Source organism: Pseudomonas sp. 6D_7.1_Bac1, assembly GCF_025465945.1.
Lineage (GTDB): Bacteria > Pseudomonadota > Gammaproteobacteria > Pseudomonadales > Pseudomonadaceae > Aquipseudomonas.
This window is the reverse complement of record NZ_JANLNW010000011.1, coordinates 51,327-71,029: the sequence shown is the minus strand read 5'-3', so window position 1 is coordinate 71,029 and position 19,703 is coordinate 51,327. Positions and strand designations below refer to the sequence as shown.

The window sequence follows — 19,703 nt, the reverse complement described above, 5'->3', positions numbered from 1 at the left end:
CCCTATGAAAGTGTTTGGGGAGATTGTACTCGACTGTTGATTCAGTCATCCCTGGTTCTGCGTGCAAAAACTCATTTTGGGCTTTGGTCAGGGATTTCATGAGTGTGACGTGTACGGAACCGTATGTACGGTGAGAGGACGGCGGGTGTTAAACCCCGCCTCGTACTCGATTCTGGCATTCGGACAAGTCGGCTGCTGCGGATACAATCGTTTCCGCAACTGACCTCGAAGAGCGCATCGGCGAGTCTGTCTGACGACCGCGCCAAGGCGATCGTCATGTTGGCAATACGCTTTTAGGTCTGTCCCAAGAGGTCGACGCGTCACTCAGTACTCGCGCCGTACGTGAACACCTTGAAGCGCTCGATGACGAGGCGATGAGATTCCGTGAAGACCAAAAAAAGCCTCAGATGACTATCCCCTTGCTGGGGTGGATCTCTGAGGCGTTTCGATTTGGCGTATTTTAGTTCGGTAGTTTGCCTTCTGTGCACCACTGGTCCCATTCGCCAAGTTGGTCGCTGGTGATCATGGCATCCTCGCCATTTTCGTTATGGAACGCATCAATCCATTTGGTGGCGCAGGAATTATCCTCGGTGGAAACCATAGTGGATTCTTTTGCTATGGGGGCTTCGTCTGGATACCACGCTTCCCGTTTGTAGTTACCAGAGCTGATGAGCTTGCCAGCCTCGTCCCACTCTTGGGATGGACCATCTCTTATGCCGTCTACCATGGTGACGAACTTCATAGGCTTTCCGTTTTCATGCCATGTCTTGACTAGTCCTGTTCTCATACCATTCAAAAATGGAACTTCGGCAGTGAGCACACCCTCGGGTGTCCATAGTTTCATAGGACTCACATAGGAACCGTCTTTGGCCGTGACGTGATAAGTCATTTTCCCTGTGTTTTCGTCCCAAGAGATTTGATCTCCGTCGGCCTTTCCATTGGTGTAGCGGTACTCACCGACCAACTTGCCTGTGTTAGGACCGTAAATCTCAGTCTTGCCGTCCCTTAGATTGTTCTTGAAGCCTGCTTTGGCCAATACGGTAGCTCCATCTAGAGCGTAAACTGTTACCTCACCGTCAAGGTTGCCTGCCTCATATTGAGCTGTGTAGCGTTTGAGGGATGTATTGGGTTTGTAACAGATTGTTTGGCCTGACAGGTAACCGTCTTTAACCTCTGAGTTACACACAAGACGTCGCCCATAGCCGAGGTTTTCGGCTGCCTTGAGTTTCTTCATGGCCTCATTGTAACTAACAAGCAAGTCATTAAAGCTGTTAGCCATAGGGATAGTGCTTTCAGGCATATTCGTCACAAGCCCAGTGAACGGCTTATTTTCTTTACCTTCATATATTTTTCCATTCGAAATTTGGGTATTTCTGAAGTCTAGCTCACTAGAGCCACAGCCTGTGAGGGATAGTAAGCTTGCAGAGATGGCAAGTAGAGAAAGGTATTTCATTGTGTTGAGTCCTAGAGCATTGTTGTCGGGGTTTCCGGTCCGCTTCTTGCGATTAACGAGATTAAGCAGGGGAAGTGGATCTTTGGGAACGCTGCGTATTACGCTTGTAGCACGTTCTATGGAGTCGTTATGGTTAGCAGATAACTCTGCGATTGTGTAAGAAGGGGCGGTCGCTAATCTCTCGGCGGTTAGTTTTTAGCGTGTGGCCCCTCCTTGATTCTCTGATAAAGTCTTGTCTAGTCTGGTTACTTCGGTTTGGATGTCGGAATCCCAGTTGCTAAAGTTTTTAAATAGGTCAGATGAGCGATGGTAAGAGCCTTTTCTTCTTTGCGGTATGGCGATAAAGTTATTTGTTACGATGCTTTCAATGTTCTCTTTAAAAAGCTGTTCTATCTCTTGTATTAGTCTTTTGTATGTCTGGGAGAATGTTTGTTCGTTCGCGCGGAAGTTTACGTATTTTTGGTAGATGATAGGTCCAGTATCTATGCCTTCATCTATCAGATGAATAGACACTCCGCTTGGAGTGGAATCATAAAAAGACCAAAAATTAGGATGGGCGCCACGATTCCATGGTAGATATGAAATGTGTAAATTTACGATAAGTGCTTGAGAACTTTCTATGACGTCTTTCTGAAGAATGTGCCTGTATCCGTAACTGATAACTAGATCGTAGTCAGATGTAGATTTTATTTTCTCTTCAGTATGCCAGACCTCACAGTTAAGCTTAACAAGCTCATCGATCAGTTTGGTTCGTTCTTCCGAGTATCCTAGAAACAACACCTTCGACTTGCGGTTCGATACAGGCTTTATAAGCCTCGGGATTATTGCTTCTTGCGTTGACTCTTTTTTCGCTTGCTCGTTGCTCATAACGCTTACCTCAACGTCCTTAAATGGATCAGGGAGACAATCTGTTGTTCATCGATACCTTTACGCTCGCCTTGTTCTTCGTAGAGCCATTGCTCACTGCCTTTCATCTCTGACATGAAAAATCCTTTTTTGCTGTGGACATAAATGGGTTGAAATCATCCTTAAAGGTTGATTCTCAACTTTTGGTGTTCTTCATGTCAATGGGGCGATGCCCAACCATCCAGGTTGAGATGGGAGGGCGATATGGCAGAAATCGATCAGAAGCAATTGGCAGGCAGCGTTGGCCGCGCCATATCCAAACAGCGGGTGCGTTGTGGCCTGACCCAGGAGGTGGTCGCGGAGCGGTTGGGGGTGGGTAATGAGGCGGTTTCACGTATCGAGCGGGGGATCGTGATTCCCAATATCGCCCGTCTCTTGGAATTTGCCGAAATATTCGGCTGTGAGGCGGCAGAGCTGTTGAGCGAAGTCAGTCCTCTGGCAGACGATCAGGCTGGTCGGATCAGTCGTTTACTGGAATCTCTGGATCAGTCGGACCGGCAACTGGTGGTCGAGTTGGTCGAGCGTTTAGTCACCCGCCTAAGACGTTAGTCACTGTTCGGCGGTCGTGTCGAAAGAGGGCATGAGTAGTATCCAGAACATCAAGCACGTCAGCGCTGCCGTGACGAATAGAAGCGGAAAGCGAAACAGTAGGGTGACCGTTAGCACGAAAGCGCCGGAGCCGGCCAGTATGGCGATAAAGGCATACACGAAAAAAATAAATCGAAGTAATGACATGGTCGTCTCGCACCTATTGATTTTGTACTGAAAGAGCAGGTCAGAAGATTTGGCTCCATCATTTATTGAGCCCGGTTCTCCACTGGTGATGGGGGGCAGGGGGGCATTTATGCAGTGTTCTACCTCCCAGGATCCGCTTCTCCTTGAAGTTTCCATAGAGCATAAAAAACGTCTAACCAGCGAGCACTGACTAGACGTTTTCTGTGGCTGGCTCACGCAACGAATTGCAGGGCTGTATCCAGCGCTTTTTGTTTGATTACCGCGCCTTGGCCAAACCAGGCCGAATCCATTCGATACTCAGAACTCCTCGCCCGTCGTTCATGATCGACGTACTCCGTCACGGCGTTCAGTAACCCCCAAGCAGTGCCGCGAGCGGACTCCAGGGTGGCCCCTCGGCCTTGACCTTCATACAGACTTTGAACCTTACGCAGGGCTCGTTCGTTCGGGAGTACTTCCGGGAGGGTGGCGTGGGGCTGGGTGTCGCACAGCACGTTCATAAAAAAGCCCGTAGCCTCCTGGTACTGGACCTTGCGTTCGGCCAGGTGTCGCATCCGGTACATGAATTCGTCCCATTGCGAGACCGCGATCCCCAGCTGCTTTTTGACTAGTTGCGGATTAAAGCGCGTGCTGTGTGGCACCTTGATGGCGTGAGTGGTGCCATCCAAGGCGATGCTCAAGGTGTTGTTGCAGACCACGCGAACGGTGGTGGGGGTGGCTGTGGTGGCTAGTGTGCCGTCACAGGAGGTGGCCAGCAGTAAATAGCCATTGATTTGATCGTTGCCCTTCAAGGCGGTCGATTGGCCGGTTCGGGCTAATGCCCAGAATTTGCGCCCTCCTTTCAGCACGCCAGCGGTTTCCAGCTCGTAACCCGAGACTTCGCTCAGGTCCCGGTAAAACTCCAGGACGTCACGTGGCTGCACGACCTGATAGCGATTGGAGACCACCGATAACGGAGCTTTGGTGTCAGAGCGAAAGAGCACCTTCTGCTCTGGAAACGAGTGAATGGTGCCGAGGTTACCGATGTTATCGGCCTTGAAGTGAACTGGGCTTTCTTGGATCTGCCAGTTCATCCCAGCTTCGCGTTGCCAAATCTCCAGCGGTTGTTTGGGGGAGAGCTGGTTGCCTAGGCCATGCCAGGGAGTTGTGCCAACGTAAGCCATTTGTTCAATGAGATGTGCCATGAGCGTGATTCCTTTGGGTATAGGTCGGCATAAATGCTGCGCAGAACGCAGCACTGATCGGGGGTAATTGAGGAGGAGGGGGCGCTGATTAAGCGGGCAGGTTGAAACGATGCCCACATGTCTGGCAGAGGTTGTTGGCGAGCACATGGCGGTCCAACTTTTCACCGAGTTGACCGCCAAGCTCGCAGCCACCTGCGCCGCCGATCAGCCCGCCAAGGATTGCGCCGGAAACGGTGCCGAGGGTGATGCCAAGCGGACCGGCAATGACGCCGACAGTTGCGCCAATTCGACTGCTGGCGAGTGCGGAATACGCTCCACGGGTAGCGCCACCGAGCGAGCCAATAAGGGCACCAATCGTCGTGGCTGTTCTGAGGGAAGCGATTTTGGGGGAGTTACAGCGAGGACACTGCAATGACATGGCTGGGGTTTCCATGGTGGATGATCATCGCAGTGATATAGGCTTGAAATGCATTTCAATGTTGAGTTTGGATCGAGGCAAGATGAAAAGCCGACTACAAGGAGCCAGCATCACGGACGCTTCTACGGTGGAACCAGTCTTCGGCGGTAAAATCGCGGCCAGCGAGGGAGTTCTGTGATAATCAGTTAGCAGTTGGTGGCCCCGGAGAAGACACACGGAAATTTTCTGAGCAGCAGATCTAAGATCTTATCGACAAGGCCGAATGTTGTGGTGACATCCTAAATCATAAGCGTCTTAGGCTCCCCCTAACAATCAGTATTCGCTACCAATTAATGTATCTAGCTTGTTCGCTTATGCATTTAATAAACACATTAAGGAAAGCAGTCGTGCCCAATAGCTCACTACCTTGGTCGTTGGAAAACTGGAAGCGCGCAGCGCATGATGATTGGTTTATGATGGAGGAGTATCAGTTTTTTGCGCCAAACGCAATATTGTCTTATAAGAATAATATTGTTGTCGGGCCTTATACATTTTTCTTCAACAACATGGCAAAACGGGAAAGCGCCCAAGTACTTATCACTGCGAGGGTGAAATTATATATAAATAATACTTCAAAAAGTGAAAAACAAGAAACCCTACATTTTGAAACCAGTGTAGGGGATGAAATCTCTGGCCTTATATCTATAGGCTTGGGCATCAAGAATTTTTGCACAGGGATGAGTAGACGGTTTCATTCGCCTGGATCGATAGTTGGCGATCTCTATGGTGAACCATGCTTTTCAGAGGCTTTCGTACCACCTCGCCTGGCTGTTCCAGAACATTTTCCTATTTTGCCCGATATTACAGGCTCCGTGTATCCTGATAAAGAATTATGCGACTTGGAAAATCTGGCCATGGCATCGCCTGAACGTTACAGAGCGTTTATAAGGGCTTCATGCTTGTATAAAGATGCGCTTGAGATGGTCGAGCATGATCCTAATTTAAGCTGGATTTTGATGGTTTCAGCACTCGAAACAGCAGCGGCAACAGAAGATGAATCTGAGGTGCTGCCCACACAACAGCTTAAAGACGGATTTCCAAATTTGTTTGATGTGCTGCAGGATAGTACTGATAGTGCAATTACAGAACGTGCGGCTCTTATTGTTGCTCCCACACTTAAGGCAACTGCAAGATTCATCGACTTCTGCCTTCGCAACCTCCCCGCCGAGCCAAGCAGCAGGCCGAAGAACGAAGCGGTTCGTATTTGCTGGGAGCCGGAAAGCATTAGAAAATGCTTATCGACAATTTATAATTACCGCTCCAAGTATCTCCACGCTGGCCAGCGCTTCCCATCATTAATGTCAAAACCTCCGTTTAAGTACGAAGAAAGGCCATGCATTGAAAGAGAGAAAGATTATTTGAATCGCGAGTGGAAAAGAAAAGAGGTTCCGATAAATCTGCACACCTTTAATTATATTGCAAGGCATGTGCTTCTCAATTGGTGCCGCAGCTTTCAAACGGCATGATTTGAAACGCCTAGTCCGACTTCCAGATGCTCTGCGCGAGGATGCTACTGACCGTGCTTGGCCGATTGCCTCACGCTGCGACCGGTAGCTATGGGGCGACACCGGCCTGCCGCCTCAGGCGGCAGGCAGTCGGTAGGCCTCGGAATCTTAGGGGTGGTCCTTTATCGCATCGATCTCATTTGGCGTTCTGCCCTCCAAAGTCGGTACGTTGTCCAGCTTTCGAATGAGGCCGTCCAGCTTCTCTAAATCGCCCTCTACAATCGGACTGATATCGATGAGAACCGGCTGGTGCTGATGTAACCTGGAAGTGGTTTTGAGCGAGGCAGCGGGGGTCTGCTAGAGTGGCCGGCCGCTCGATCGACTCAAGGAAGAAGTACCCACTTATGCATATCAAGTCCATTGGTTTCAAATCCATTCGCCGGCTCAATGCCAATATTCAGGACCAGCATGTCAACTATGACAAGGCTGTCGAGCATATGAGAGGTCTGGAGCTGGCAACGGTCAACCTTCTGATCGGCGAAAATGGCACTGGTAAATCCACTGTCATCGACATGATCCGGGCCTTGCGCTGGCCGGATGTATTGCCCAGTCTCGCGCGGGACAACCCGGAGTATGGCTGCACCCCGGAGTTCTGTATCGAGCTCAAGGATGGTCGCGCTTACCTGTATCGGTTCACTCCTTCCCCTCTGGACGAAACGTTTCAGAAAGTCATTTGCAAAATGGGTTACAGGCCTGCTGGTGGCGAGTTCGAGAAAATCGCTCAAAAATTGCTGGACCGATTTACCGAGCATCCGGCTGACGGAAAAATTCCTCCAGCCGAAGGCGTTCAAATCGAATATCTGAATTGTGGCGGCCCATCCCTGAACGTGGACGCCCAAGCGCTGGAACACCTCAACGCTCACGCCGAACTGCTCACCGGAATGATCGACTGGAAGCACTATGCCGAGCCCACTCGCGTACCACTGGACGGCAATGTCATCAACGCCAGAGAGGACGGCGTGGCTTCTACCTGGCTGAGCAACCAGGATGACCTGGGGCAATCGCGAATGGATATGCCCAACAATGTCAAAGCCAGCTGGTATCCGTCCGGTTGGAAAGCCTGTGCAGCAATACTCCACTGGCTCAGTAACGTGCAGGATGACAGCATCTGCCTGCTCGAAGAGCCTGAAGTGCACATGCACCCCAAACTGCAGCGGCGCATGTTCGAGCGAGTCTTGCAGATCGCCAAGAAGAAGACCCTTCAATTGGTGATCAGTACCCATTCGGCGGCCCTGATCAACGCCGCAGTCAGCAGCGACATCAAGATCTTCCAGGCGCAGGGCCAGAAGATTGCTGAGGCCAATATTGCAGAGGTACTTGACCGTCTGGGCTACCAGGCCGCAGACCTGTTGCAGGCTAACTGCGTGATCTGGGTCGAGGGCCCCTCGGACCGGATGTACCTCAACAGTTGGTTGCGGGCAAAAAACTCCAGCCTGAAGGAAGGCCTGCATTACTCGATCATGTTCTATGGGGGGCGGTTGTTCAGCCATCTTACTGCCAGCGAGACGGCGCTGGACGACCTGATTTCACTGCGCCGCTTGAACCGCAACTCTGCCATTGTGTTCGACAGCGACAAAGCCGGGCCGGATGCGGTGCTGACTGACACCAAGCGGCGTCTGCAGGCAGAGTTCACTGCAGGCAACGGCTTGGCCTGGGTAACCGAAGGCCGCGAAATTGAAAACTACCTGGATGAAGCCGCGCTCAGAGTGAGCTTGAAACAGGTTCACCCCTCGATGGTGCGCTCGGTCGGCAGCGGGATGTGGGCAAACCTGTTGAAGTATGAAGTGGACGCCGAACTCTCCAAGGCAAAAAAGCCAGACCCGGAGCGCACCGGCAACAAGGTAGACGTAGCCAGCCACTATCTGAAGCACAATCGGGTAAACCTCAAGGTCCTGGACCTGGAGCAGCGGCTTGACGAGTTGTGCGCCTTCATCAACGCCTGCAACACTTGAGGCTCAGCGGGCCAGCAGCCGGCAGCTATTTCCGAGTGCTGGAATCGAGCTGGGGGGCGGTCCGCTGCCGAGAGAACTGCGCTGCCCCCCATCTGTTGTCGTATTGCTCCGTGACTGGCCCTTTCTGGCGTTTTTGAGGCGTCCACAATTTGGCATCAGGGCGCAAACGGTTTCCTTTGATCAATGCACATAGCGGCAGTGGCGCATAGGTAATCGGACCTATGCGCATTTGGGGTTGATTGGAAGCGTCGACGACGATGTAGAGCGTGCCCGTGTTCGCTGTCGTAGTCGACTGACGCTTGAGGCGAGTGCAGTCGGTCATCACTACGGCCTGTGCTGCTCAAGCCGGGTGCAAGCGGTGGTTAATATGAATGCACGTCTCTGGTCAAGTCGATGCGATTATCCGGCGCTCCAGATTAGTTGAGATGTAGATCAACGCATCGATACTATTTTCAGGCCCCTTGTTCCCTGAATAGCTGAGACCGACAAGCTGCCGGTAGCGGCTTGCTGGATGTGTTCACTCCACCAGATCATCATGGGGCGCCTTCTCTCAATGTAATCCGCACGATTGTAGGCACTGCGCACCTCATCTTTGTCTACATGCGCAAGTGCGACCTCGATCAACTCGGGGTCCCATCCCTGTTCGTTCAGGATGGTGCTGGCCATGGAGCGCATGCCATGGCTCACCAATCGACCTTCAAAGCCCATACGTTTCAGGGCCATGTTTGCAGTCTGGCTGTTGCAATGAGTTCGTGGATCTCTATCAGCAGGGAACACATACTCTCTGTGGCCGCTGTAGGGTTTTATTGTCTCAAGCAGAGCAAGTGCGTGTTCAGTCAGCGGTATGACGTGAGCACGTCGCTTCTTCATGCGCTCTGCTGGGATCGTCCAGGTTTTCTTGTCGAGGTCGATGTCAGCCCAGGATGTCGTGGCGGCTTCCGCAGGGCGGGTCATGGTATGGAGCTGCCATTCAATCAGGCAACGTGTTGTTCTTTTTATGCTCGCATTGGCGATGGCTACCATAAGCTCTGGCAGCTCTTCGGGGCGTAGGGCGGCCATGTTTTGCTTTTTCGGCTTTTTGAAAACAGCCCGGATGCCGCTGAGAGGGTTGGCAAAGATCATTCCCGAGTTCACGCCGTAGGTCATGATCTCGTTGAGCCGTTGGGTCAGTCGCTTCACTGTCTCCAGGCTGCCTTTGGTTTCAAGAGGGCGCAGCAGTTCGATGACCGTCGGGGCATTGATCTGCGAGATAGGTGTTGTTCCTAGCGTTGGAAATACATGCAGTATGAGCGAACGCCAGATGTCCTCGGCATAAGCCTGAGTGACGGAATCTTTTTTCAGTTCAAACCAAGCGGACGCCACGTTCTCGAATGTGTGCTCAGTTGCTTGCCTTTTTGTTTGCTCCAGCGCGCTACGATGTTCTTTCGGGTCGATGCCCTGCGCGAGAAGCTCTCTGGCTTCGACCGTTTTCTTCCTGGCTTGCGCGAGCGAAAGTTCTGGGTAGGTGCCAAGGCCCATGTTGATACGGTTCTTGGTAACCGGCTGCCGATAGTTGAAGTTCCATAGCGTAGAGCCATTGATTCTCACTCGCAGCTGTAGGCCATCCCCATCACTGAGGACGTAGTCCTTGTCTTTCGGTTTTACAGCTTTGAGCTGGCGATCAGAGAGGCGGGTGGCTTGGGCGCACATGAGGTATTCCATGACATCATTCGGTATTCCAAAAATTACCACTGAAGGGCTTGGAATACCATGTGGAATACCAGGTGATGTGGATTCTGTCGGATGTCCGCGGACCCTAATAGACGCTAAAGTCTTGTATTTACTGGATTTTAGGCACAAAAAAGACGTCCGTGGACGTCTTTAGATGATTATTTGGTGGAGCCGGGGGGATTTGAACCCCCGTCCGCCAGTACTCCGCTGTCGGTACTACATGCGTAGCCGTGTCTATTAAGTTAACCCTCAGCGACCCGACGGGCAGGGTGCTTTGGGCGAGTTGTGTAAGTTTTAGCCGCTTCGTCCACAACGTACTGCACGGCGATTCTGTTCTATATGACAATCACTTTGGGTTTACAGACATCCCCTGATGATTGCTGGACCCGAAGGTACCAGGAGGGAAGGGCTAAGGCTGCTTACGCAGCGAGAGCGTATTCCCCGTAGGTTTCGTCATTGGCAACTATAGGAAGTTGCAACAGTGGATTTACGAGTTCTGTTACCAACTCGGCATGCACCTAAAGTTTCGCAACCGGCGTCGAATCCTAAACGGCCCCGAGCTCACTGCTCTGTGAATCAATTTGAGCAGCAAGCGTGTGTAGTGTACGCCAATGCGTGTGGCGAGTCGACCTTCTGTCCGCGCTTGCGTGTCAGGGCCGGGTTACGGGCTGTTCTTGTGGCTTTGAACGGACTGCAGCGCCTGCTGCGTCAAGGCTACGCATTCCCTGTCGTTTTTCGCGGCATACGCAGATTTGGCTTGCTGGAGTTTGCTCGTGGCGTCGCTTTGGGTGGCGGCATCCAGTTTGGTCGCGTTGGACAGTTCGCTGGTGAGTGTTTGAAGGTTCCTCGCGCACAGATCGCTCTCGTTTGAGGCAACAGCGTGGGAGGTTGTCAGTGTTGCGCAGATAAGCAGTCCGACCAGGGCGGATCGCTTCATGGGGTCTCTCCTTGAACAACGTCGGGAACCAAGGGGGCTTGGGCTTAACAGATAGACTGTAGCGGCGCACGAGGGTTCTGGCGAAGGGGTGAGAAATAGAGAAGTTTTTCGTCGGCAGGGGCGTACAGCAAAGGGGCAGAGTGCCCCTTGCTGGATGGCTTCGATTTCAGACCGTCCTGGCCTGGGTCACCCGGTCCACTAGGTAAACCAATCCGTGGTAGTCGATCCCGCCATGCTGGCTCAGGCCGATTTCACAGGTGCGGCTGGTGGAGATGCCTTCGCTGCAATGCTGCACGGCGTCTTTCAACGTGCGCAGTGAGTGAGCGTTCAGTTCAGGTGTGGTGAAACCCTTGTCGCCGGCAAACCCGCAGCAGTGAATGCCTTCGGGGATCACCACGGTTTTACTGCAACGCCGCGCCAGATCGATCAACGCCTGGCTCTCGCCGAGGTGCTGAGTGCTGCAGGTGACGTGCACGGCAATCGGTTCTTCCTGCGGCGTGAAGTCCAGTCGGTCCATCAAATGGGTACGAATGAAGCGCACCGGGTCGTACAGGTCCAGGCGCACATCGCCGAGGTCTTGCATCAGGCGCAAGGTGCAAGGGCTAGTGTCGCAATAGATCGGGTCGAGCCCGCCACGGCTGGCGTGCAGCAATGCGCCGATCAGTTCCTGGCGTTTGTGTTCGGCTTGTTCGGCATAGCCTTTGGAGGCGAACGGCTGGCCGCAGCAGAGGTTGTCCTGATTGTCCGGAAAGACTACTTGGTAACCGGCCTTTTCCAGCAGGCCACGAGTTTTGTCGTAGAGCGACGTTTGTTCGCTGTCCCCGGCCGCCGGGCCCATGACCCGCGACACACACGCCGCCAGATAAACCACTCGCGGGCGCTCGTCGGTCACCGTCGGGCTGAAGCGAATCGCTCGCTCAGGCTGTGGCATGGCGTTGGTCCACTGCGGGATTTGCCCTTTGGACAGCTTGCTCAGCGCAGCAGAAATCTTCGTCAGCCGAGGTGCACCCAACAGCATTCGTGCACCGTTGGCCACGTGCAGCGTGAAGCGTGCACCTTGCAGTGCAGTGGCGAAATTGCCTTCGAGCCAGTTGGCGGTTTTCGTTCGGGTTGCGGTGCGGCTACGGAGTTTTTTCACCAGCTCGCCGGTGTTGATTCCGACCGGGCAGCGTTGTGCGCACAGTCCGGTGGCGGCGCAGGTGTCGAGGCCTTGATATTGATAAGCCTCTTCCAGCTCTGAGGTGTCGATGCCCGCGCGTTTTTTTGACTGGATGTCACGCCAGATCACGATGCGTTGGCGTGGGCTCAAGGTCAGGCCTTTCGACGGGCAGACCGGTTCGCAGAAGCCACACTCGATGCACTTATCCACAATGTCGTCGGCGGCCGGCAATGGTTTCAGGTGCTTGAGGTGGATCTGCGGATCCTCGCTGAGCACCACGTCCGGGTTGAGGATGCCGTTCGGGTCGAGCAGGCGTTTGAGCTGCCACATCAGTTGATAGGCATCGCTGCCCCATTCCAGTTCGACGAAGGGCGCCATGTTGCGTCCGGTACCGTGTTCGGCTTTCAGCGAACCGCCAAACTCGACAGCGACCAGTTGCGCCACGTCGTCCATGAACGCCTGATAGCGTGCGACTTCCTTCGCACTGTTGAAGCCTTGGGTGAAGACGAAGTGCAGATTGCCTTCCAGTGCGTGGCCGAAAAGGATCGCTTCGTCGTAGTGGTGTTTGTCGAACAGTTCGATCAAACGGTTCACGCCGATCGCCAGTTGCTCCACCGGGAAGGTCACGTCTTCGATGATCACCGTGGTGCCGGTTTTGCGCACCGCGCCGACGGCGGGGAAGGTGTCTTTGCGGATCGCCCACAGCTTGGCGTTTTCCGCTGGGTCCTCAGTGAAGTCGACTTGTTTCTCCACCGGGAACGCGACCAGCGAACTCATGATTTGCGCCAGTTGTTCGTGCAGCAATAACGGCGACGCGGCGCGAGATTCGATCAACAACGCACAGGCGTTGGTCGATAGCTGCTGGACGAAGGCTGGCATCCCGGGTTTGTCCTGCACCGAACGCAGGCTGCGGCGGTCGAGCAGTTCCACGGCCGAGACCGGCTGGCTTTTCAGCACCGTGACGGCGTTGCAGCAGGTTTCGACATCCGGGAAGACGATCAGCGCCGAGGCTTTGTTCGGATGGTCGATCACCGTGTCGTAGGTCACCGCACTGATGAAGCCGAGGGTGCCTTCGGAGCCCACCAGCAAATGGCTCAAGATATCCACAGGCTCGTCGAAATCCACCAGGGCATTGAGTGACAGACCCGTGGTGTTTTTCAGACGGTATTTGTGGCGAATCTTTGCGGCCAGTTCGGTATTGGCGCGGGTCTCGCGGCCGAGCGTCGCCAGACGCTCCAGCAGTTCCGTGTGACTGTTGCGAAATGCCGCGACACTGGCGGCGTCCTCAGTGTCGAGGCGACTGCCATCGGCCAGTACCAGCCGAATTCCGGCCAGTGTGTGATAGGTATTCTGTGCGGTGCCGCAGCACATGCCACTGGCATTGTTGGCGACGATACCGCCGATTTTGCAGGCGTTGATTGACGCCGGATCGGGACCGATCTTGCGCCCGAACTGTGCCAGCCAGGCGTTCGCCTGTGCGCCGATCACGCCCGGTTGTAGACGGATTTGTGTGCCCTGACCACGGATCTCGCGACCGTTCCAGCTATCGCCGAGGACGATCAGCACCGAGTTGCTGATGGCCTGACCGGAAAGGCTGGTACCGGCGGCGCGGAAGGTCACCGGGACCTGATCACGTTGCGCCAGTTTGAGTAGCGCAACCACCTCGTCTTCAGACTCGACGCGGATCACCAGTTTCGGGATCAGCCGATAGAAACTCGCGTCGGTGCCGAAGGCCAGCGTAGAGAGCGGATCGTCGAAACGCCGCTCTTGGGGGATCAGCTGCTGCGCATCGCGCAGGAACGCGACCGGTAGACTCATTGGTCCTCCAGGATCAGCACCACCAGGTCTTTCGGGCCGTGAGCGCCGTAAGCCAGGACTTGCTCGATGTCGGCGGTTTTCGACGGGCCGGACACCAGTAAAGCGTTGGTCGGCATGCCCTGGGCCCACTCGAACTCTTGTTGCACCTGATAGAAGTTGTCGCGAATTTCACTGGCCTTGAGCAAGGCGAAATGCACCGGCGGCACCAGGCTCATCAGCCGTGGTTCTTCGCGTGTGGGCCAGATGATCAGGCTGCCGGTGGCGGCAATTGCGCCAAGGGTGGTGGTCAGGCTGGCCGGGGTGTCGTTGAACAGCTCGGCTTTCCATTCTTCTACTGGGCGGTCGTAGGCCTTGAGTGTGGGCAGGTCGGGATTGTTCGACCAGTGCTGCGTGACGCGTTGACCATGAGGCGTAGTCGGTGCGATCAACAGGCTCGGCAACTGACGGTCGCGCAGCAATTGCGCGAGCAACTCGGGCCAGCCTTGCTCGCTGGTCAGATGGATTTCGGTGTGCACCGCTTCCATTAACGTGCGCAGCTGCGGGATGCGCTGTTCCGCCGTGTAGGTGTAAGGCTCGGTCACCAGCGCTTCGTCGAAGTTGTCAGGCACTGGCGTGGTTCCGGTCAGACTGTTACGCAGTTTGGCGAGGATGTTCTGCTTGGCGCTCATCAGCGATCTCCCTGTTTGGCCAGATGCTCGCGGGCCATGTCATGCAGTGAGCGGGCGGCGGGTTTTGGCGCACTGTGGTTTTGCGTCCACGGGCCAATGTTGCTTGGCGTAAGGGCACGCAGGCGGGTGGCGAAGAAACCGAACAGCCGATACAGCGTCGGCGAACTGTTGAGTTTCGCCCAGGCGTTCCAGATGAAGCGCTCTTTGCGCGAGTACTTGCTGCCCTGGCCGCGCATCACTTGATGAGGGCTGTCCGGGGCTTTGACGTTTTCTTCGCGTAGGCGGCGCAGCAGTGCCGGGATCGGAATTTTTACCGGGCAGACTTCACCGCAGGCGCCGCACAGCGACGAGGCGCTCGGGTGGTCCGGGACTTTCGCCAGGCCGACCAGGTGCGGGGTGATGATCTTGCCGATGGGGCCCGGATAAACCTCGCCATAGGCGTGGCCGCCGATGCGGGTGTAGACCGGGCAATGGTTCATGCAGGCGCCGCAGCGGATGCAGTTCAGGGTCTGGCGCAGTTCACTGTCGGCGAAGGCCTGGCTGCGACCGTTGTCGAGCAGCACCAGATGCACTTCCTGCGGGCCGTCGAGTTCATGTGCCTTGCGCGGGCCGGAGATCATGTTGACGTAGGTGGTGATCGGCTGGCCGAGGGCCGAGCGCGTCAGCAAGGACAACAGCGGTACAACGTCGCGCAGGTTTTCGACGACTTTCTCGATACCGGTGACGGCGATGTGTACCGGCGGCACGGTGGTCGACATGCGACCGTTGCCTTCATTTTCCACCAATAGCAGGGTGCCGGTTTCGGCCACGGCGAAGTTGACGCCGGAGACGCCGATGTCCGCTTCGAAGAACTTCTGCCGCAAGACTTTGCGACCGATCTGAATAAGTTGGTCAACGTCCTTGGTGTATTCCACGCCAAGTTTGTCGTGGAACAAGGACGCGACCTGACCGGCATTCTTGTGGATCGCCGGCATAATGATGTGTGAAGGCTTCTCGTGATCGAGCTGGACAATGAATTCGCCCATGTCCGACTCCAGGCATTCAACACCTTGAGCCGCAAGGACATGGTTCATCTCCATCTCTTCGCTGACCATCGATTTGCCCTTGATCACTTGCCGCGCCTCGTGAGCGCGGATGATCGATAAGACGATGCCATTGGCCTCGTCCACCGTTTCCGCCCAGTGCACTGTCACACCGTTGCGGGTCAGGTTCTGTTCCAGTTGCTCGAGCAGGTCGGGCAACTTGGATAACGCGCGGGCACGGACCGCATTGCCCAGTACGCGTAAATGTTCTCTTTCATGGGCATCGCTGAAGGACGCTGCCCGCTTCGCCATCAGTGAATCCATCGCGCTGCGAAAGTTGTTTCGCAGTTGCGTGTCGCCCAGAGCCTTGTGAGCTCGTGCGCGAAAATCGTCTTGCACTTCTACGGTCGGAATCAGCTTCGGCGTGCTCATGAAGCACCTCCGGTACGCTGCCAGAGGAAGCTGGCCAGATGTTGGCCGCGTAACGCTTCGTTCTGTTTTTCCAGCGCGCCGTTGATGTTCATCAAGCAACCGCAGTCGGCACTCAGCACCGTGTGTGCGCCGGATTCCTTCAGGGCTTTGGTCTTGTCAGCGACCATCGCACCGGAAATGTCTGGCATTCGGACGCTGAATGTCCCACCAAAGCCACAGCATTCGCTTTCGTGGTCGTGATCGACCCGTTTCACGTTGCTCAACTGCGCCAACAACTCGCGGCCATGCAAGTGGGTGTTCATCTCCCGCCGCGCCGAGCACGAGGTGTGCAGCGCCACTTTGACCGGCTCGCCACTGTCCTTGAACTGCACCTTGCAAACGAACAGCAGAAACTCGGCCAGTTCATAGGTTCGCGCCGCGAGGGCTTGAACCTGTTTCAACGTGTCCGGCTCGTCCTTGAACAAGTCGGCGTAATGCTCACGCAGCATTCCCGCGCAGGAGCCCGAAGGCACCACCACCGGATAATCCCCGGCAAACAGCGCCAGTTGCGAGCGCGCCACGGTCCGCGCCTGTTCGGTGTAACCCGAGGTGTAGGCCGGCTGTCCGCAGCAGCTTTGCCCTTGCGGGTACTCAACGCGAATGCCTTCGCGTTCGAGCAGGTGAATCGCGTCCATCCCGGCTTCAGGATAAAACAGGTCGACCACACAGGTGCCGAACAGGTAGACCCGCTGCGGTTTCTCGCGGGGGTACTGGCGCGGTTCAGGCAGTGGCGGGGCGACACGGGTCGCGTTCGGCACAGCGTTGTAAAAAAGCTCGCTCATCAGGCGTGTCTCTCGGCCGGTTATCCGTCCGCTGAGGCTGCTGACTATAAAGCGGGAAGCTTTCAGCAGCCTTGCAGACCGGGTGGTGAGTCGCTGACGCCAGGGTTGTGGCCCGGCGTCGGTTCTTTCTGTATTGGGTGTAGCTGTGTGTCGCCCTTAGTGCACCAGCATGCCGGTAAACCAGTAGGCCTGGGCCAGCGTGATCAGGCCGACGATAGTGGCAAAGAATAGGCTGTGCTTGAGGGTGAAGCGGAACAGATCGGACTCCTTGCCCACCAGGCCGGTCGCGGCGCAGGCCACGGCAATCGACTGTGGCGAGATCATTTTGCCGGTCACGCCACCGCTGGTGTTCGCTGCCACCAACAGCACGTCGTTGACGCCGATCTGATGTGCGGTGGTGGCTTGCAGCGAACTGAACAGCGCGTTGGACGACGTGTCCGAGCCGGTCAGAAACACGCCCAGCCAACCGAGGAATGGCGAGAAGAACGGGAAGGCTGCACCGGTGGCTGCCAGTACCAGGGCCATGGTCGACGACATACCCGAATAGTTGGTGACGAAGGCGAAGGCCAGCACCATGCCGATCGACAGAATAGGCCAGCGCAGTTCGTAGAAGGTCTCTTTCAAAGTGGTAAGACCAGTTTTAACGTTGATCTTCAGGATCAGCATCGAGATCAGCGCGGAGAAGAAAATCGCCGTGCCGGTCGCCGAAATCGGGTCGAATTTGAACACCGCAGGAATGGCGGTCGGGGCGGCTACGATCGGGGCGGTCTTGATCACCAGTTGGTCAAGGTGCGGGATGGCGAAGTTGAACACCCAGCTGTACATCGAACCGCCGGCGGCGAACATCGCCTTGAAGGGCTTGAGGGTCCAGAGGGTGACCAGCGCGGTGAGGATCAGGAACGGCGACCAGGCCTTGAAGATCTCGCCCAGGCGGTACGGCGAAGGCTGGGTCGTACGCGGTTGGCCGAAACCTCCGGCGCTTCTTACGGTTGCGGCACCGACGCTGGCGGTCGCTTCGGCGAACGAACGCTTGGGCTGCCAGACCTTGAGGAACAGGGTCAGGGAGACCAGGCTGACCAGTGCCGAGGTGATGTCCGGCAGCTCGGGGCCGATGAAGTTCGAGGTGAAGAACTGGGTCACGGCAAAGCTTGCGCCCGCCACCAATGCTGCCGGCCAGGTTTCCTTGACGCCGCGCAGGCCGTCCATCATGAACACCAGCCAGAACGGCACGAACACCGACAGCAGCGGCAGTTGGCGACCCGCCATGGCGCCGATCTTGAAGGGATCGATGCCGGTTACTTGCCCGGCGACGATGATCGGAATCCCCAGTGCGCCGAAGGCGACTGGCGCGGTATTGGCAATCAGGCACAGGCCGGCGGCATACAGCGGGTTGAAACCCAGTCCTACCAGCAGCGCAGCGGTAATCGCTACGGGCGCGCCGAAGCCGGCGGCACCTTCCAGGAACGCACCGAAGCAGAAACCGATCAGCAGCACTTGCAGGCGTTGGTCGTCAGTAATCGACAGCACCGAGCTGCGGATCACTTCGAACTGGCCGCTCTTGACCGTCAGTTTGTAGAGGAACACCGCGGCCACGATGATCCAGGCAATCGGCCACAGTCCGTAGGCGAATCCATAGCCAGCCGCGGCGAAGGCCATGTCGACAGGCATTTGGAAGGCAAAGATCGCCACTAGAATCGACAAGGCCAGGGTGATGCTGCCGGCGACGTGTCCTTTGAGACGGAACACGGCCAGAGCCAGAAAGAAAAATACGATGGGGATAACGGCCGCGAGCGCGGACAAGCCGAGACTGCCGAGCGGGCTGTAAAGCTGTTGCCAGGTTTGCATATGGGGTGGCCCCTAATTGTTGTTGGTCAGGCACTGGTCAGCGTTCTTGGATAATTGGTAATACCAATTTACAATCGCTGTCGGCTAGGGTAAAAGCCTTGGGTGTGGTGTGTCAATTTGCCGCCCTGAAACTTTGGTCGAATGAGCGGTGTAGCGGTCATCTGATCTGTTCGATCAAACGCTGTCTGGTAGGTGCTGGCGCGACGCCAATAGGCCAGAATAGAGAGCCCGGCGAGCCGTCGGGATCGTGGAGAATGAGTTATGGGGTTTGATCAGATTCGTCAGCGCCGTTTGTCTGACGATATTGTCGAGCAGCTCGAGGGGATGATCCTTGAGGGCACGCTGAAGTCCGGTGAGCGACTGCCGGCAGAGCGCGCCTTGGCCGAGCAGTTCGGTGTGTCGCGCCCTTCATTGCGTGAGGCGATCCAGAAACTGGCGGCCAAGGGGCTGCTGGTCAGTCGCCAGGGTGGCGGCAACTATGTGGTTGAGTCGCTAGGTTCAACGTTCAGTGATCCGCTGCTGCACCTGCTGGAAAGTAACCCCGAAGCCCAGCGTGATCTGTTGGAGTTTCGCCATACGCTGGAAGCGTCCTGCGCCTATTACGCGGCGTTGCGTGCGACGGATGTTGACCGCGAGCGACTGACGGCAGCATTCGAAGAGTTGCAGGACTGCTATGCACGCCATGATGAAGTGAGTCGGGCGGAAGAGGGCGCGGCGGATGCGGAGTTTCACCTGGCTATTGCCGAGGCCAGCCACAACGCAGTCTTGCTGCACACCATTCGCGGGCTGTTCGATCTGCTCAAGCGCAACGTGGTGACCAACATCGGTGGCATGTACAAACAGCGCGCCGAAACCCGCGATATGCTGATCAGTCAGCACCGGGATTTGTATCAGGCGATTGTCGAAGGGCACGCCGAGCAGGCGCGAGAAATCTCCAGCCGACACATTCTGTATGTGCAGGAAGTGCTCGAAGAAGTGCGTCAGGAAGTGCAGCGCATGGCCCGGGCGGAGCGGCGCAAGGGGATGTAACTGTGTGAATGGGATTCAATGTGGCGAGGGAGCTTGCTCCCGCTGGGGCGCGAAGCGGCCCTCAAACCGGTCA

At 55.7% G+C, this 19,703-nt stretch carries 15 protein-coding genes and 1 other RNA gene; 4 read left to right on the top strand and 12 right to left on the bottom strand.

What is annotated here, in order from left to right; translation table 11 throughout:
• Positions 1-460 precede the first annotated feature (460 nt).
• Both NTD87_RS03710 and NTD87_RS03705 read right to left on the bottom strand, forming a co-directional pair.
• On the bottom strand, positions 461-1,453 hold the full coding sequence (locus tag NTD87_RS03710; RefSeq protein WP_262111963.1) for a toxin-antitoxin system YwqK family antitoxin: 993 nt from the start codon (positions 1,451-1,453) through the stop codon (positions 461-463).
• A 195-nt stretch (positions 1,454-1,648) separates the two neighbouring features.
• On the bottom strand, positions 1,649-2,320 hold the full coding sequence (locus NTD87_RS03705) for a formyltransferase family protein (RefSeq protein ID WP_262111962.1): 672 nt from the start codon (positions 2,318-2,320) through the stop codon (positions 1,649-1,651).
• Between the two features lie 243 nt (positions 2,321-2,563).
• On the opposite strand from NTD87_RS03705, the gene NTD87_RS03700 reads away from it, so the two are divergent.
• A complete protein-coding gene (locus NTD87_RS03700; RefSeq protein ID WP_262111960.1) occupies positions 2,564-2,908 on the top strand; it encodes a helix-turn-helix domain-containing protein in 345 nt (114 codons plus the stop codon).
• A gap of 398 nt (positions 2,909-3,306) precedes the next feature.
• On the opposite strand, the gene NTD87_RS03695 is transcribed toward NTD87_RS03700, so the two are convergent.
• Both NTD87_RS03695 and NTD87_RS03690 read right to left on the bottom strand, forming a co-directional pair.
• Positions 3,307-4,275, bottom strand: coding sequence for a DUF932 domain-containing protein (locus NTD87_RS03695; RefSeq protein ID WP_262111958.1), 969 nt, complete (start codon positions 4,273-4,275; stop codon positions 3,307-3,309).
• 88 nt (positions 4,276-4,363) lie between these two features.
• Positions 4,364-4,693 carry a hypothetical protein gene (locus NTD87_RS03690; RefSeq protein WP_262112067.1) on the bottom strand — a complete coding sequence of 110 codons (330 nt, stop codon included), beginning with the start codon at positions 4,691-4,693 and terminating at the stop codon, positions 4,364-4,366.
• Between the two features lie 386 nt (positions 4,694-5,079).
• Here NTD87_RS03690 and NTD87_RS03685 point away from each other — a divergent pair, with 386 nt between their 5' ends.
• Together NTD87_RS03685 and NTD87_RS03680 are read left to right on the top strand one after the other, a co-directional pair.
• Positions 5,080-6,198 (top strand): hypothetical protein, encoded by a 1,119-nt coding sequence (locus NTD87_RS03685; RefSeq protein ID WP_262111956.1) that lies wholly within the window; start codon positions 5,080-5,082, stop codon positions 6,196-6,198.
• A 383-nt stretch (positions 6,199-6,581) separates the two neighbouring features.
• A complete protein-coding gene (locus NTD87_RS03680) occupies positions 6,582-8,189 on the top strand; it encodes an ATP-dependent nuclease (RefSeq protein ID WP_262111955.1) in 1,608 nt (535 codons plus the stop codon).
• A 432-nt stretch (positions 8,190-8,621) separates the two neighbouring features.
• On the opposite strand, the gene NTD87_RS03675 is transcribed toward NTD87_RS03680, so the two are convergent.
• The 8 genes from NTD87_RS03675 to NTD87_RS03640 form a co-directional block, all read right to left on the bottom strand.
• Complete coding sequence (locus NTD87_RS03675; RefSeq protein ID WP_262112066.1) at positions 8,622-9,878, bottom strand: integrase domain-containing protein; 1,257 nt, start codon at positions 9,876-9,878, stop codon at positions 8,622-8,624.
• Positions 9,879-10,062: 184 nt separating this feature from the next.
• Positions 10,063-10,456, bottom strand: a transfer-messenger RNA (tmRNA) gene (ssrA, locus tag NTD87_RS03670).
• Positions 10,457-10,560: 104 nt separating this feature from the next.
• The gene (locus NTD87_RS03665; RefSeq protein ID WP_262111954.1) at positions 10,561-10,836 is read right to left on the bottom strand and encodes a hypothetical protein; all 276 of its coding nucleotides are present in this window, start codon (positions 10,834-10,836) and stop codon (positions 10,561-10,563) included.
• Positions 10,837-11,002: 166 nt separating this feature from the next.
• Positions 11,003-13,813 (bottom strand): FAD-binding and (Fe-S)-binding domain-containing protein, encoded by a 2,811-nt coding sequence (locus NTD87_RS03660; protein WP_262111953.1) that lies wholly within the window; start codon positions 13,811-13,813, stop codon positions 11,003-11,005.
• Positions 13,810-14,481 carry a lactate utilization protein C gene (locus NTD87_RS03655; protein ID WP_262111951.1) on the bottom strand — a complete coding sequence of 224 codons (672 nt, stop codon included), beginning with the start codon at positions 14,479-14,481 and terminating at the stop codon, positions 13,810-13,812. Before NTD87_RS03655 ends, NTD87_RS03660 begins: the two co-directional genes overlap by 4 nt.
• Positions 14,481-15,935, bottom strand: coding sequence for a LutB/LldF family L-lactate oxidation iron-sulfur protein (locus tag NTD87_RS03650; protein WP_262111950.1), 1,455 nt, complete (start codon positions 15,933-15,935; stop codon positions 14,481-14,483). The genes NTD87_RS03655 and NTD87_RS03650 overlap by 1 nt, the downstream gene beginning before the upstream one ends.
• Entirely contained in the window at positions 15,932-16,756 is an 825-nt protein-coding gene (locus NTD87_RS03645; RefSeq protein ID WP_262111949.1) for a (Fe-S)-binding protein, read from the bottom strand. The genes NTD87_RS03650 and NTD87_RS03645 overlap by 4 nt, the downstream gene beginning before the upstream one ends.
• 156 nt (positions 16,757-16,912) lie before the next feature.
• Complete coding sequence (locus NTD87_RS03640) at positions 16,913-18,601, bottom strand: lactate permease LctP family transporter (RefSeq protein ID WP_262111948.1); 1,689 nt, start codon at positions 18,599-18,601, stop codon at positions 16,913-16,915.
• Positions 18,602-18,862: 261 nt separating this feature from the next.
• Here NTD87_RS03640 and NTD87_RS03635 point away from each other — a divergent pair, with 261 nt between their 5' ends.
• Complete coding sequence (locus tag NTD87_RS03635) at positions 18,863-19,630, top strand: FCD domain-containing protein (protein WP_262111947.1); 768 nt, start codon at positions 18,863-18,865, stop codon at positions 19,628-19,630.
• The last annotated feature ends 73 nt before the right edge of the window (positions 19,631-19,703 follow it).

Coding starts and splice junctions, on each gene's coding strand:
- NTD87_RS03710 (WP_262111963.1), bottom strand. CDS start 1,453: ATGAAATACCTTTCTCTACTTGCCATCTCTGCAAGCTTACTATCCCTC.
- NTD87_RS03705 (WP_262111962.1), bottom strand. CDS start 2,320: ATGAGCAACGAGCAAGCGAAAAAAGAGTCAACGCAAGAAGCAATAATC.
- NTD87_RS03700 (WP_262111960.1), top strand. CDS start 2,564: ATGGCAGAAATCGATCAGAAGCAATTGGCAGGCAGCGTTGGCCGCGCC.
- NTD87_RS03695 (WP_262111958.1), bottom strand. CDS start 4,275: ATGGCACATCTCATTGAACAAATGGCTTACGTTGGCACAACTCCCTGG.
- NTD87_RS03690 (WP_262112067.1), bottom strand. CDS start 4,693: ATGTCATTGCAGTGTCCTCGCTGTAACTCCCCCAAAATCGCTTCCCTC.
- NTD87_RS03680 (WP_262111955.1), top strand. CDS start 6,582: ATGCATATCAAGTCCATTGGTTTCAAATCCATTCGCCGGCTCAATGCC.
- NTD87_RS03675 (WP_262112066.1), bottom strand. CDS start 9,878: ATGTGCGCCCAAGCCACCCGCCTCTCTGATCGCCAGCTCAAAGCTGTA.
- NTD87_RS03665 (WP_262111954.1), bottom strand. CDS start 10,836: ATGAAGCGATCCGCCCTGGTCGGACTGCTTATCTGCGCAACACTGACA.
- NTD87_RS03660 (WP_262111953.1), bottom strand. CDS start 13,813: ATGAGTCTACCGGTCGCGTTCCTGCGCGATGCGCAGCAGCTGATCCCC.
- NTD87_RS03655 (WP_262111951.1), bottom strand. CDS start 14,481: ATGAGCGCCAAGCAGAACATCCTCGCCAAACTGCGTAACAGTCTGACC.
- NTD87_RS03650 (WP_262111950.1), bottom strand. CDS start 15,935: ATGAGCACGCCGAAGCTGATTCCGACCGTAGAAGTGCAAGACGATTTT.
- NTD87_RS03645 (WP_262111949.1), bottom strand. CDS start 16,756: ATGAGCGAGCTTTTTTACAACGCTGTGCCGAACGCGACCCGTGTCGCC.
- NTD87_RS03640 (WP_262111948.1), bottom strand. CDS start 18,601: ATGCAAACCTGGCAACAGCTTTACAGCCCGCTCGGCAGTCTCGGCTTG.
- NTD87_RS03635 (WP_262111947.1), top strand. CDS start 18,863: ATGGGGTTTGATCAGATTCGTCAGCGCCGTTTGTCTGACGATATTGTC.